Below are 12632 nucleotides of genomic sequence, written 5' to 3'. Positions count from 1 at the left end.
ACAACGGAGGGAAGTATGGATGTTGATCTGATTTTCCGGATCGCGGCCGTTGGCATCCTGGTGGCTGTCCTTGGACAGCTCCTGACGCGTTCCGGACGGGAGGAGCAGGCGCTGATGACCACGCTCGCAGGGCTGATCGTCGTGCTGATGCTGATTGTGCAGGAGATCAGCCAGCTCTTTTCGATGATGAAAAGCGTGTTCGGCTTTTGAACGGGCTGACCGCGGCCTGCGGGCTGGCGCTGCTGACGCTGGTGCTTTCGCTCGTGCTGAAAAAGGACGCGCCCGCCATTGCCTTCCTGCTGACGCTGACCGCGGGCGTGCTGATCCTGCTGCAGGCGTTCCAGACGATCGGCGGCACGGCGCAGCGCTTTTCCGCGCTGCTGACGCAGGGCGGCATTACGGGCAGCCTGTATCTGCCGGTGTGCAAGGCATTGGGCGTGGCGGTTGTGGTGCGCGTCATGAGCGCGTTGTGCAAGGATGCGGGGCAGTCCGCGCTTGCCGCCAAGCTGGAGATTGCCGGCGCGGTGCTTGCGCTTTCCCTGTGTCTGCCGCTGCTGGAGCAGGTGCTGGGCCTGGTGGCCGACTGGACGGTATGAAAGGAAACGGATGGATGAAAAAACTGGTCGTTGTATGGCTCGTCCTCCTGGCCTGCCTCGTATCCGCCGGAGCGGCGGCATCGGGTGTGGATATCGGGCAGACGGGCGGGGAATCGCTTCTCGGCGCGGTGCCGGAGGAGCGGCGGGGGTATCTGGACGGCATCCAGCCGGAAACCGCCGACGAGCTGGCAGGCTCGCTCGCGCGCCTGCTGGACAACGTATCGGAGGACAGCCGCAGCGCGCTGCAGAACGCGGTACATAGCCTGGCGCGGGTAGCGGTCGTGATCCTGCTCACCGCGATGGCGCGCGGCTTTTCCGCGGCGGCGGGCGGCGAAGCGGACGCATGGATCGATATGGCGGGCGCCCTCGGCTGCGCTGCCGTGTTGCTGCAGGACTTTTCCGGCGTGCTGTCGCTCTGCCGCGATACGCTGGAGCAGATCAGCCTGTTTTCCGGCACGCTGCAGCCGGTGCTGGCGGCCGCGCTGTCGGCCGGCGGCAGCGCCGCGACCGCCACCGTGCTGCAGGTGGCGACGATGGTGGTGTTCGACCTTGTTATCCGCCTGATCCATACGCTGATGGTGCCGGCGGCCTGTGCGTATCTTGCGATCACCGCAGTGGACGCGGCGACCGGCAACGGCATGCTGCGCGGCCTCGCGGACGGGATCAAGAGCCTGACCTCGGGTGCGCTCAAGCTCATTTTGACGCTATTTACCGCATACCTTACCATAGCGGGGAGCGTTTCGGGCAGCGTGGACAGGATGGCGCTGAAAACGGCGAAGTTTGCCGTGTCGGGCGCGGTGCCTGTGGTGGGGGGCGTGATCTCGGACGCGACCGAGACGGTGCTGTCCGGCGCGTCGCTGCTCAAAAATTCGATCGGCGTGTTCGGGATGCTGTGCGTCACGGCTATCTGCCTGGTGCCGTTCCTGCGCGCGGGCGCGAGCTACCTGTGCTATAAGGCGGGGGCGGCCGTGCTGTCGCCGCTGTGCTCGGGCAGCCTGCGGCAGCTTTTGGAGGGGGTAGGCACGGGCTTCGGCCTGCTGCTCGGCATGCTCAGCACCTGCTGCCTGATCTTGTATTTGGAGCTGGTATATGTGGTTGCGATGGTGAAGCCGATATGACCGAATTATTTCAGACAATTTTGATGCGCGTCACACTGGCGGGCGTAGCCTCGGCGGTTGCGCTGCGCATGGTGGGCGGCGGGGCGCTGCGGGAGATCATCAAGGCTGCGGCGGGTCTGCTGATGCTGCTGGCGCTGCTGCAGCCGCTCTCCGGCCTGCGCACCGCCGCGTGGGATGGCTGGGGCGTGCCGTCCCAGGAGGATATCGCTGCAATCCAGGAGCAAAACACCCAGACCACCATGAGTACGGTCGCGGCCAGCATCGCGGAGATGGTGGAGCAGCGCACGCAAAAAGAGGGCTTCGACTGTACGGTCGATGTGACCATGGCAAACGATGAAAACGGGATTTTGCAGGTGGACCGCGTGACCGTATATTACGGCGGGCGGGACGCGGCGCGCCTGGAAGAGTTGCGCGCGATTCTGACCGAGGAGTGCGGGGTGCCGGAGGAAAGGCAGGAGATGATTGCAAGATGAAAAAACCAGAGCTGGCATGGCTGAAAGACCTGGGGGAGAAGCTGCGGCCGCTGGCGCACCGGTATCGGGCGGTCCTGATCGTGCTGCTGGCGGGGATGCTACTGCTTGCCTCCGGTGGGTGGTTCGGCGGGGGGAGGAGCAGGCCGCGGCGCAGACCGGACAGCCGGAGACGGCGGGATTCGACCTGGCCGTGTTTGAGCAGGACCTGAACGAAAAACTTGCGGCGATCGAGGGTGTGGGGCGGGTGGAACTGATGCTGTCGCTCGACCAGACCGAGGAGGCGGTATATGCTGTGAACACCCGCCAGACGAGGAACGGCGACGCAGGACAAAGCTATGAAAGCGATCTGACCGTTGTATCAGACGGAAGCTACGGCGAAAAGCCGGTGACGGTAAAAAGCCTGCTGCCGACGTTCCGTGGCGCGGTCGTCCTGTGCGACGGCGCGGACAACGCGCAGGTGCGCCTTGCAGTGACGCAGGCGGTCGGTACCGTATGCGGCATCGGCTCGGACAAAGTTACGGTTCTGAAAATGGCGGCGGGAACATAAAACATAATAACCATGTACAGGAGGGCGAGCAGTCATGAAAAAAATCAAGAAACGCGGGGCAATATACGGAGTGATCGCGCTGCTGCTTTGCGTTGCGGTCTACCTCAACTGGAGCTACATCGATGCGCCGGAGGACCTGCTGGTCGCGGAACAGACCGATCCGGAGGACGCGGCGGCAAGCGCGCAAGACGCGGCGGACGGGACGGATTACTTCGCGGCCTCGCGTCTGACCCGCGAGCAGGCGAGGGATGAGGCGGTCAGCACGCTCAAGGAGCTGAGCGAGAGCGAGGAAGCCGACCAGACCGCGAAGGACGAGGCGGCGGCACAGATCTCCGCGCTGGCCGAGGACTCCGTGGCCGAGGCGAACATCGAGAGCCTGATCCGCGCGAAAGGGTACGAGGATGCGGTTGTGATGATTGGGGACGACAGCGTAAACGCGGTCGTCGCGCCGCCGGAGGGCGGCCTGCAGGCCGAGGACGTTACGGTCATCAAGGACATCATTATCTCCGAGACCGGCATGTCGGCCGGCCAGATCAAGATTGTCGAGGCGGCCTGATCGGTATTTTCTCTTTCTTTTTTGCCAAAACTGTGTTATAATCCGTAAAAAGGAGAGTGAACAGTATGGCGGATCATAAGGAGTACTGGTCAACCGAGGACGACCAGGGCTGCATTCGTATTTCTGAAGACGTTGTCGCTTCGATCGCCGCGCTTGCCGCCTCGGAAACGGAAGGCGTAAGCGGACTGTATTCCAGCCTGACAAGCGATATCGTCAGCTTTTTGAGCAAGAAAAACATTTCCAAGGGCGTTCGCATCGAGATCGGCGAGGAAGGGACGGTCCGGATCGAGATCGGCTTCCTTGCGCTGTTCGGCCACAACATCTGCGATGTGGCAAAGCAGGTGCAGCAGCACGTCAAAGCTTCGGTGGAATCCATGACCGGCCTCAAAGTTACCGAGGTCAATATCCACGTCGGCGGCGTGACGTTCGCGCCCGCGCCGGCGGCGGAGGAGCCGGCGGCCGGACAGGAGCAGGGCTGAAACGGATAGGGAGAGCGGCATGGCGGCGGCCATGCCGCTTTTGTTTTGCCAAATCCTCCCGCTTTTCATGGAATATCGGCTTGAAATTTTGGCGAAAATAGGATAAAATAGGTCGTATTCAGAAATATAGGAGGAGCTTGCCGCCGTGAGCAGAACAAAAGCGAGAGAGATTGCCCTGCATCTGATTTTTGAGATGGGGTTTCAGCAGTTTGAGGATGAAAATCTGAACAACCGCCTGGACGAGAGCATCATGGCCTCGATCAGCGGGGATATCGCGCTGTATGCGGGCAAGCTGTCCGACCAGCAGACGCAGTACATCCGGTCGGTGGTCAAGGGCGTTGCCGGCAGTCTGGAGGAGCTGGACCGCACGATCGAAGCCTATTCCAAGGGATGGAAGCTGAACCGCCTGTCGCGCATGACCTCAGCGGTGCTGCGCCTGGCGATCTATGAGATGCGCTATGTGGACGATGTACCGGTCGGCGCGGCGATCAACGAGGCGGTCGAGCTGGCGAAGGTGTACGATACGGACGAAGCGGCCGCGTTCGTCAACGGCGTACTCGGCTCGGTGGCGCGCGCGGAGTTTCCGGACAAGCCCGCGGCGCCGGAGACGGCCGATGCCTGAGCGCTTCCTGGGGATCGACACCTCGAATTACCGCACCTCGGCGGCGGTTTATGATGCGTCGTCGGGCGCGTGGCGCAACGAGGGCGGTCTGCTGTCCGTGCCGGAGGGCGCGATCGGCCTGCGTCAGTCGGACGCGCTGTTCCAGCATACCGTGCGTCTGCATGAGAAGATCGGGTCCCTGCCGTCAGGAGAAGTGCGCGCCATCGGCGTGAGCACCCGCCCGCGCGCGGTCGAGGGCTCGTATATGCCCTGCTTTCTGGCGGGGGAGAGCGTCGCGCGCAGCGCGGCGCATTTGCTATCTGTGCCGCTTTTTGCAGTCTCGCATCAGCAGGGGCATATCGCGGCGGCCGCGCTGAGCGCGGGCAGGCTCGACCTGTTGGATGGGAGCCTGCTTGCGTGGCACCTGTCCGGCGGGACGAGCGAGCTGCTGCTGGTGCGGCAGGGGGAGGATGGACTGCCGGGTTGCACCTGCGTCGGCGGCACGACTGACCTTGCCGCTGGCCAGCTCATCGACCGGACCGGCGCGCTGCTCGGCCTGCCATTCCCGTCGGGTGCGGCGCTGGACAAACTGGCGCTGCAGGCGCGGCCGGAAAAGGGTTTTGCGCCAAAGGTGGCGGATAGCCGCTTTTCCCTTTCCGGCATGCAGAACCAGGTGGAAAATAGGCAAAAGGCTGCGGAGCCTGCGCAGCTCGCGCGCTTTGCGCTGGAAACGGTCGCAAACGCGGTCGTCAAAGCGTCCGACCAGGCGGTGCGGCGGTACGGCGGCCCGATTTTGTGCGCGGGCGGCGTGATGGCGAGCGAGGTCATCCGCGCGCGGATGCGGGAGGCGTTCGGGGACGCGGTATATTTCGCTGAGCCGGCATTGTCGGGCGACAACGCGGTCGGCGCGGCCGTACTCGCCTCGCGGCTGTATGAAAGGATGAAAACGTGAGCACCATCTATTCCGTAACCCAACTGAACAACGAGATCAAGGAACTGCTCGACGCGGTACCCGGCTACCGCAGCCTGCTGGTGCAGGGCGAGATCTCCAACTATAAAGCGCATTCCTCCGGCCATCATTACCTGACGCTCAAGGACGAGGGCGCATCCATCAACGCGGTGCTGTTCCGGTCGGACGCGGCGCGGCTCAAGTTCCGCCTGCAGAACGGGATGAAGGTCATTGTGCGGGCGCGTGTCAGCTCGTTCCCGCGCACGGGCGCGGTGCAGCTCTATCTTTCCGAGGTCATACCGGACGGGGCGGGTGCGCTGAATCTGGCCTTTGAGCAGCTGAAAAACAAGCTGTATGCGGAAGGGCTGTTTGACGAGAGCCGTAAAAAGCCCATTCCGTCCTGCCCGCGGCACATTGCGCTGGTTACCTCTCCGACCGGTGCGGCTGTGCGCGATATGATCCGCATTCTGGGACGGCGCTGGCCGCTCGCCAAGGTCACGCTCTATCCCGCGCAGGTGCAGGGGCAGGGCGCGGCGGAAAGCATCGCCCGCGCGCTTGGGCTTGCCAACGCGGTGGGGGAGGCCGACGTTATCCTGTGCGGCCGTGGCGGCGGTTCGATGGAGGATCTGTGGGCGTTTAATGAAGAGGTCGTCGCGCGGGCGATCTTTTCCTCGGAAATACCTGTGATCTCGGCGGTCGGCCACGAGCCGGACGTGACGATCGCGGACTTCGTGGCCGACCTGCGCGCGCCGACGCCATCGGGCGCGGCCGAGCTTGCGGTCCCCGACCGGACAGAGTATGCGCTTTCGGTCCGCGCGCTGCATACGCGGCTGCATACGGCTGCGCATAAGCTGCTGCAGGCAAAGGGGCAGCGCCTGGCGGGGCTGCAGGAGCGGCTCGCGCTGCGCACCCCCGCGCACTATATCGCGGAAAAGCGCCTGCTGCTCGACCAGATGGCCGACCGGCTGGGCGCCGCGCTGCCCGCGCGCCTGGGACGCGAGTCGCAGAAGCTGGCCGTGCTGCGGCAGCGCTTGGCCACGGCGGGACAGGGCGGCCTGCACAGGCGGCGCCTGCGCTTTACGCAAGCTGTGGCGACGCTCGACGCGATCAGCCCGCTGCGCGTGCTGGCGCGCGGCTATGCGGTCGCGACGAAAGGGGCGCGCGGCGCGGTCGTCAGCGACGCGCGCACGCTCAAAGCAGGCGATACGCTGCGTATCCGGTTTGCCAAAGGCGCGGCGGACTGCCGCGTGACCGATATCAGGGAGGAATCATAGCATGGCTGAAAAAACGTTTGAAAACCAGATGGAACGGCTGGAGGAGATCGTCCGCCTGCTGGAAAAGGGCGAGGCGCCGCTGAACGAGAGTATGAAGCTGTTCGAGGAGGGGACGAAGCTGTCCGCCGCGCTGGGCAGGCTGCTGGACAAGGCGGAACAGAAAGTGACCGTGATGCAGGAAACCGCGCAGGGCGAACTGACCGAACAGCCCTTTGACGCGGAGGAGGCGGCAAAATGACGTTTTCCGAACAGATGAAGGCGGATGTCGCGCAGATCGAAGCCGCGCTGGCGCAATACCTTTCCCGCGAAACGGGCGAGGGCTACGACCGTATTTTTGAGGCCGCGAAATATTCGGCGCTGGCGGGCGGCAAGCGCCTGCGGCCGGTGATCGTGCTGGCATTCTGCCGCTTGTGCGGCGGAGAAGCGGACAAGGCGATGCCGTTTGCCTGCGCGCTTGAGATGATCCACACCTATTCGCTCATCCACGACGATCTGCCCTGCATGGATGACGACGACCTGCGCCGCGGGCGTCCGACCTGCCATAAGGCGTTTGACGAGGCAACCGCCGTCCTTGCGGGCGACGGGCTGCTGACCGCTGCGTTTGAAACCGCCGCCGCCGCGAAGGGGCTTGACGCGGAAGCCGTGTTGCGGTGCGTGCGCATTCTGGGACGCGAGGCGGGTATGAATGGCATGATTGCGGGACAGGTGCTCGACCTGGGGGCGGAGCACCGCCGGATATCGCTCGACGCGCTGAACCTGCTGCAAAGCCTCAAGACAGGGTGCCTGCTGCGCGCCGCGTGCGAGCTGGGCTGCACGGCGGCGGGCTGCACCGACGCGCGCACGCTGGAAGCGGCGCGCGAATACGGCGAAAAGCTCGGGCTGGCGTTCCAGATTCAGGACGATATCCTGGATATCGAGGGTGATGCGCGGACGCTCGGTAAAACGACCGGCAAGGACGCGCGGGATGAAAAATCGACCTTTCCCGCTCTGCTTGGGCTGGAGGCGTGCCGCGCGCTCGCGGACCGGCTGACCGGGGAAGCGGTGGCGGCGCTCGACGGGCTTCCGGGGAACGGCTTTTTGACCGAGCTTGCGCGAAGCCTGACGGGCAGGGCAAACTAAATGTGAATTTTTATGCGGTTTTCTTGAATAAGAGCTGTGTATGTGTTAAAATAACAAATAAGTGGCGCAGTATCCTAGTCAGCGCATACGATTCCCAGGACGGGCCTAAAAATCCGTAGAAGGGCATATCGATGAAGTCTCTGGTGTTTGCTTCTTACGCCCAGTTTGGGGTGGATGCTGGAGGTTAAGGCTTGCGGGCGCGCTTCAATGGCATGAAGTACCGACCCTCTCGCCGTGGAGACCTGTATGCGTGGGACACCTATAGCATCGCTTTGATTGATGGATGTTCTACGGTGCAGGATGAAACCTGTATTGCGGTGCGGCGTGACTGTGCGTGTTCTCCCGCCCGCCCCCTTTTGGGGGCGGGAAAATGGGCGGCGCACACAAGCAAAACGCTGTGTGCAGTGTAGCCTGCCTTGCGTGGCCATGGTGGATAGCGTATCCGCCCGCGGTTTCCCGGCCAGGAACGCCGCGGGAATTGACGGTTGAAACCATGTCTGCAAAAGAGGCTAAGAATCGTGTTGCCTGCAGTGGAAATCACCTAGGCTGTTCGCAAAGAGGCAGATCGAGGATTGCAGTGCGGACTCAGTGGCAATTCGGTCCCGGTGATGGCAACATCCCGGCACGGACTTTAATGGGAAACCCCCACGACGGCGACGCGTGGCAGTCCGCGGGGAAAGCCAACCGAACCTCAAGCCGCAAGATTTACTCGATCTGCCGCCACTTTTATCAAACAAGTTGCAAGCCGGAACCGGCTTTTTAATTAAGGAGTAGTGGGATTGGAAGCGTCCGATAAACAGAAGAAAAAAGCGCAGCCGCAGCAGAAGCCGCGGCTGATCAATACGCGCTGGGTGGCGACGATCACCTGCGCCAGCTTCCTGCTGTCCGTGGTGATGTCCTACGTGTCGAACGAAGCGCTCAGCAATGCGAATACGGTTTTGTCGTTTGCTGTGCTGTTTTTGTTCATCGCGCTGGGCATTCTGTTTGATATGATCGGCGTTGCCGCAACCTCGGCGACCGAAAAGGAATTTCATTCCATGGCCGCGCACAAGGTGCGGGGCGCGCGGGAGGCGGTTTGGATGTCGCGCAACGCGGAAAAGGTGTCGAGCATCTGCAACGACGTGGTTGGCGATATCTGCGGCATCATTTCAGGCGCGACCGGCGCGTTGATCGTAGCCAATATCACCGTGGGGATGCATGCGGCAATGGTCGTGGCGGTCTCCCTGCTGGTTACCGGCATGATCTCCGCCATGACGATCGGCGGCAAGGCGGCGGGCAAGGGTGTCGCGATTGCGTTCAGCAGCAAGGTGCTGGCGCTTTGCGGCCGTGTGCTGTCGCTGCTGCCGGTTTCATTCGACAGCAAGAAATCATAAGACCTTCACAATGGGAGAAGGATGGATGAAGCGATACGGAATTTTAGATACCATCACAGGCCCAGCCGATCTGCGCGGGCTTTCCTATGACTCGCTGAGCGTGCTCTGCGCCTCCCTGCGGGAATTCATTGTGGACTCGGTTTCCAAAACGGGCGGGCATCTTGCGTCCAATCTGGGCGTGGTCGAGCTGGCGGTGGCGCTGGAGCGCGAGTTTGATTCCTCGCGCGACCGTATCATCTATGATGTGGGCCACCAGAGCTACGTCCATAAGATACTGACCGGCCGGCGGGACCGTTTTGGTACCCTGCGGCAGTACGGCGGGCTCAGCGGCTTTATGCGGCCGGAGGAAAGCGATACCGACCCCTGTGTGACCGGACACGCCTCCAACTCGGTTTCTGTCGCGCTCGGCATGGCGCACGCGCGCACAATCAGAAACCAGAAGTACCATGTGGTCGCGGTGATCGGCGACGGCGCGATGACCGGCGGTATGGCGTACGAAGCGCTTAACAGCGCCGGAACGTCGGGCGAGCCGCTGCTGGTAGTGCTCAACGATAACAATATGTCCATTGCGCAGAATGTCGGCGGGCTTAGCCGACATTTGTCGCGTCTGCGCGTCAGCCCGCGGTACCTGCACGCCAAGGCCCGTGTGAAAGAACGGCTGGCGCGGATTCCGGGCGGCGCGGCGGTGTCGCGGGCGATTTCGCGCGCGAAGGCGCGCGTCAAACGCTTTGTGCTGCCCACCTCGCTGTTTGAACAGATGGGGTTTACCTATCTCGGTCCGGTGGACGGACACGATCTGAAAAGCGTGTGCGAGCTGCTCGCACAGGCGAAAAAAATGAAAAAACCCGTGCTGCTGCATGTAATGACGCAAAAGGGGCGCGGCTACGCGCCGAGCGAGCAGGAGCCGGAAAAATATCACGGCGTTTCCAGCTTTGACCCGCTGACCGGCCGCTTCGAAGCGGCCGGGGAAATGGATTTTTCCACTTTTTTCGGAAAGGAGCTTTGCTCCTTTGCGGAAAAGGACGGACGCATCTGCGCGATCACGGCGGCAATGCCTTCGGGTACTGGTCTGGGACCATTCGCGTTCCGGTTTCCGACTCGCTTTTTCGACGTCGGCATTGCGGAGGAGCATGCAGCGGCGATGGCGGCCGGCATGTCGGCGCAGGGGCTGCTGCCGGTCGTTGCGATATACTCCACGTTCCTGCAGCGCGCGTATGACCAGTTGATTCACGACGTGGCCATCTCCGGCCTGCATGTGGTGTTCTGTGTGGACCGCGCGGGCATTGTGGGCGCGGATGGCGCGACTCATAACGGCGTGCTGGATGTCGCGTTCCTGCGGGCCATCCCGGGGATGAAGATATTCTGTCCCTCGAATTTCGCCGAGCTGCGCAGCATGCTTTCGGACGCGCTCTACCATGAGGAAGGACCGGTCGCCATCCGCTACCCGCGCGGCGCGGAGGGTGCGTTCCAGAGGGATACGTCGGCGGAGCCGGCGGCGTGCGTGCGCGAGGCGGAGCGGCCGGATGCCGTACTGCTGACCCACGGCATTCTGGTGAACGAGGCGTTGGCGGCGGCGCGGCTGCTGGAGGAACGTGGGCTCCGCACGCAGGTATGGAAGGTCAATCGGATCGACGGGGCGCTCAAGGAGCAGCTTGGCCGCATCTCCGAACAGGCGGACTGGTGCGTCGTGCTGGAGGACGTTGTGCAGAGCGGCGGCCTTGGGGAAACGATGGCGCAGATCCACAGAGGGCGGCTGGATCTGCTCAACACGGGCGACCGCTTTCTGCCGCATGGAAGCGTGTCTGATATTTACCGCGTCTGCGGCATCGACGCGGAGAGCGTGGCGGACTATATAACGGAAAAGCGGAAAGCAGGGGGGAACGGGCTTGGCTAAGAAACGACTGGACGTACTGCTGTTTGAAAAGGGGCTTTTCCCCTCGCGCGAGCGTGCAAAAACGGCGGTCATGGAGGGCATCGTCTATATCGCGGGCCAAAAGGCCGGCAAGGCGGGCGACATGGTGGACGAAAACGCCGTGCTTGAGGTGCGCGGCAATGAGAACGCATTCGTGTCGCGCGGCGGGAAAAAGATTGAAAAGGCACTGGCGCATTTTCAAATCGATCCGGCGGGGCTGACCGTGATGGACGTGGGCGCGTCGACCGGCGGCTTCACCGACTGCTTGCTGCGGCGCGGGGCCGCCAAGGTGTATTCGATCGACGTGGGCTATGGCCAACTGGCTTGGAGCCTGCGGCAGGACCCGCGCGTTAAATGTATGGAGCGGACGAATATTCGATATGTCACGCCGGACATGCTGGAGGAGTCTCCGGCGCTCTGTGTGATCGACGTTTCGTTCATTTCTCTGAAGCTGGTCCTGCCCGTGGTCGCCAGCCTGCTGACAGAGGACGGGCGCGTCGCCTGCCTGATCAAGCCGCAGTTCGAGGCAGGGCGGGGCAAGGTCGGGAAAAAGGGCGTTGTGCGCGAGCCGGAGATCCATCTTGAGGTGCTGGAACGGTTTGTGGAAAACGCGCGCGAAGCGGGCTTTGCGGTGCAGGATGTGACGTTTTCCCCGATCAAGGGGCCGGAAGGGAACATCGAGTTTTTGGGGTATCTGGCGAAGCGGGGTGTGGAAAGCGTACCCGATCTGAAGGAAGTCGTGCGCCAGGCGCATGCGGAATTGGATGGCTGATACGATCATGAAAAGTTTTTTCATCTATCCCAATATGCGCAAGGAGGGGGCGCACGTCCTGCTGCCCAAGGTCTGTGGACAGCTCCGGCGCGACGGCGTCCACCTGATGCTGCCGCTCCAGATGCGGTCGGCGCCACTGGGGCTGGACGATGTGGAATACGTTGAAACGGATGCGGGCGTCCGGCTTGCGGAGCTGGCGGTCGTTCTGGGCGGTGACGGCACCATGCTGCGCTTGGCGCGCGCCGCGGCGCAGCAGGAGCTGCCACTCCTGGGCGTCAACGTCGGCCATATCGGGTTCATGACCGAACTGGAGCCGGACGAGCTGGGCCGGATGGAAAAGCTTTTCACGGGCGAGTATTCGATTGACAGCCGCATGATGCTGCACGCCGTGGTGCGCCGCGGCGGCCGCGCGGTGTATGAGGACGATGCGCTCAACGACATCGTGGTCGCCAAGGGAACCGCGTTTCGGGTGGTTCGGGTGCGCATTGCGGCGGATGAGGAGGACGTTACCGGCTTCAGCGGGGACGGTGTGATCGTGGCTACGCCGACCGGCTCGACCGCGTACGGCCTGTCCGCAGGCGGGCCGGTGATCGAACCGAGCGCGGAGAATATGGCGGTCATTCCGATCTGCGCCCACGCGCTGGCGGCCAAGTCGTTTGTATTCGCGCCCGAACGCCGTATCTCCATCCGCGCAGCATGCGAGGGCGGCAGCGAGGTGTTCCTTTCGGTCGACGGCGGACAGGGCTTCGCCATCCGGCCGGACGATGTGGTGGAGATCACGCGCTCCGCGCTGCGCAGCCGGCTGGTGCGGCTCAAGGGAGACAGCTTTTACAAGATATTGCAGCAAAAACTCTGAATTCTGA

The 12632-nt window shown here is 62.9% G+C and carries 17 protein-coding genes; all 17 read left to right on the top strand.

The annotated features are described in order from the left end of the window. Window positions 1–15: 15 nt before the first annotated feature. The 17 genes from spoIIIAC (at window position 16) to RX717_RS09850 (ending at window position 12625) form a co-directional block, all read left to right on the top strand. Window positions 16–210: a stage III sporulation protein AC gene (gene spoIIIAC / locus RX717_RS09930; RefSeq protein ID WP_107631977.1), complete on the top strand. Its 195-nt coding sequence runs from the start codon at window positions 16–18 to the stop codon at window positions 208–210. Continuing rightward, on the top strand, window positions 207–596 hold the full coding sequence (locus tag RX717_RS09925; protein WP_107631978.1) for a SpoIIIAC/SpoIIIAD family protein: 390 nt from the start codon (window positions 207–209) through the stop codon (window positions 594–596). The genes spoIIIAC and RX717_RS09925 overlap by 4 nt, the downstream gene beginning before the upstream one ends. Window positions 597–610: 14 nt before the next feature. Continuing rightward, window positions 611–1714, top strand: coding sequence for a stage III sporulation protein AE (locus tag RX717_RS09920; RefSeq protein WP_107631979.1), 1104 nt, complete (start codon window positions 611–613; stop codon window positions 1712–1714). Further along, entirely contained in the window at window positions 1711–2187 is a 477-nt protein-coding gene (locus RX717_RS09915) for a hypothetical protein (RefSeq protein WP_054327305.1), read from the top strand. The genes RX717_RS09920 and RX717_RS09915 overlap by 4 nt, the downstream gene beginning before the upstream one ends. Further along, window positions 2184–2396: a hypothetical protein gene (locus RX717_RS09910; RefSeq protein WP_316960270.1), complete on the top strand. Its 213-nt coding sequence runs from the start codon at window positions 2184–2186 to the stop codon at window positions 2394–2396. The genes RX717_RS09915 and RX717_RS09910 overlap by 4 nt, the downstream gene beginning before the upstream one ends. Next, entirely contained in the window at window positions 2306–2734 is a 429-nt protein-coding gene (locus tag RX717_RS09905) for a hypothetical protein (RefSeq protein WP_316960269.1), read from the top strand. Before RX717_RS09910 ends, RX717_RS09905 begins: the two co-directional genes overlap by 91 nt. A 34-nt stretch (window positions 2735–2768) precedes the next feature. After that, on the top strand, window positions 2769–3290 hold the full coding sequence (locus tag RX717_RS09900; RefSeq protein ID WP_316960268.1) for a SpoIIIAH-like family protein: 522 nt from the start codon (window positions 2769–2771) through the stop codon (window positions 3288–3290). 65 nt (window positions 3291–3355) lie between these two features. Then, window positions 3356–3769, top strand: a complete 414-nt coding sequence (locus tag RX717_RS09895; RefSeq protein WP_054327308.1) for an Asp23/Gls24 family envelope stress response protein — start codon at window positions 3356–3358, stop codon at window positions 3767–3769. Window positions 3770–3914: 145 nt separating this feature from the next. After that, a complete protein-coding gene (gene nusB / locus RX717_RS09890) occupies window positions 3915–4391 on the top strand; it encodes a transcription antitermination factor NusB (protein ID WP_316960267.1) in 477 nt (158 codons plus the stop codon). Next, the gene (locus RX717_RS09885; RefSeq protein ID WP_316960266.1) at window positions 4384–5322 is read left to right on the top strand and encodes a DNA-binding protein; all 939 of its coding nucleotides are present in this window, start codon (window positions 4384–4386) and stop codon (window positions 5320–5322) included. Before nusB ends, RX717_RS09885 begins: the two co-directional genes overlap by 8 nt. Then, window positions 5319–6593 carry an exodeoxyribonuclease VII large subunit gene (gene xseA, locus RX717_RS09880; protein ID WP_054327311.1) on the top strand — a complete coding sequence of 425 codons (1275 nt, stop codon included), beginning with the start codon at window positions 5319–5321 and terminating at the stop codon, window positions 6591–6593. Before RX717_RS09885 ends, xseA begins: the two co-directional genes overlap by 4 nt. A gap of 1 nt (window position 6594) precedes the next feature. After that, window positions 6595–6831 carry an exodeoxyribonuclease VII small subunit gene (gene xseB / locus RX717_RS09875; RefSeq protein ID WP_107631983.1) on the top strand — a complete coding sequence of 79 codons (237 nt, stop codon included), beginning with the start codon at window positions 6595–6597 and terminating at the stop codon, window positions 6829–6831. Next, the gene (locus RX717_RS09870) at window positions 6828–7712 is read left to right on the top strand and encodes a polyprenyl synthetase family protein (RefSeq protein ID WP_054327313.1); all 885 of its coding nucleotides are present in this window, start codon (window positions 6828–6830) and stop codon (window positions 7710–7712) included. Before xseB ends, RX717_RS09870 begins: the two co-directional genes overlap by 4 nt. Window positions 7713–8491: 779 nt before the next feature. After that, window positions 8492–9085 carry a hypothetical protein gene (locus RX717_RS09865; protein ID WP_107631984.1) on the top strand — a complete coding sequence of 198 codons (594 nt, stop codon included), beginning with the start codon at window positions 8492–8494 and terminating at the stop codon, window positions 9083–9085. A 25-nt stretch (window positions 9086–9110) separates the two neighbouring features. Then, entirely contained in the window at window positions 9111–10979 is a 1869-nt protein-coding gene (gene dxs, locus RX717_RS09860; RefSeq protein WP_107631985.1) for a 1-deoxy-D-xylulose-5-phosphate synthase, read from the top strand. Beyond that, the gene (locus tag RX717_RS09855; protein WP_107631986.1) at window positions 10972–11769 is read left to right on the top strand and encodes a TlyA family RNA methyltransferase; all 798 of its coding nucleotides are present in this window, start codon (window positions 10972–10974) and stop codon (window positions 11767–11769) included. The genes dxs and RX717_RS09855 overlap by 8 nt, the downstream gene beginning before the upstream one ends. Next, entirely contained in the window at window positions 11762–12625 is an 864-nt protein-coding gene (locus RX717_RS09850) for an NAD(+)/NADH kinase (RefSeq protein ID WP_159068206.1), read from the top strand. Before RX717_RS09855 ends, RX717_RS09850 begins: the two co-directional genes overlap by 8 nt. Window positions 12626–12632 lie beyond the last annotated feature (7 nt).

The sequence above is a fragment of the Intestinibacillus sp. NTUH-41-i26 genome (assembly GCF_032769475.1).
Lineage (GTDB): Bacteria > Bacillota > Clostridia > Oscillospirales > Butyricicoccaceae > Agathobaculum > Agathobaculum ammoniilyticum.
Note: the sequence above shows the minus strand (reverse complement) of the source record. Positions and strands in the feature narration are given on the sequence as shown.

Coding starts and splice junctions, on each gene's coding strand:
- spoIIIAC (WP_107631977.1), top strand. CDS start 16: ATGGATGTTGATCTGATTTTCCGGATCGCGGCCGTTGGCATCCTGGTG.
- RX717_RS09920 (WP_107631979.1), top strand. CDS start 611: ATGAAAAAACTGGTCGTTGTATGGCTCGTCCTCCTGGCCTGCCTCGTA.
- RX717_RS09915 (WP_054327305.1), top strand. CDS start 1,711: ATGACCGAATTATTTCAGACAATTTTGATGCGCGTCACACTGGCGGGC.
- RX717_RS09910 (WP_316960270.1), top strand. CDS start 2,184: ATGAAAAAACCAGAGCTGGCATGGCTGAAAGACCTGGGGGAGAAGCTG.
- RX717_RS09900 (WP_316960268.1), top strand. CDS start 2,769: ATGAAAAAAATCAAGAAACGCGGGGCAATATACGGAGTGATCGCGCTG.
- RX717_RS09895 (WP_054327308.1), top strand. CDS start 3,356: ATGGCGGATCATAAGGAGTACTGGTCAACCGAGGACGACCAGGGCTGC.
- RX717_RS09885 (WP_316960266.1), top strand. CDS start 4,384: ATGCCTGAGCGCTTCCTGGGGATCGACACCTCGAATTACCGCACCTCG.
- xseB (WP_107631983.1), top strand. CDS start 6,595: ATGGCTGAAAAAACGTTTGAAAACCAGATGGAACGGCTGGAGGAGATC.
- RX717_RS09870 (WP_054327313.1), top strand. CDS start 6,828: ATGACGTTTTCCGAACAGATGAAGGCGGATGTCGCGCAGATCGAAGCC.
- dxs (WP_107631985.1), top strand. CDS start 9,111: ATGAAGCGATACGGAATTTTAGATACCATCACAGGCCCAGCCGATCTG.
- RX717_RS09850 (WP_159068206.1), top strand. CDS start 11,762: ATGGCTGATACGATCATGAAAAGTTTTTTCATCTATCCCAATATGCGC.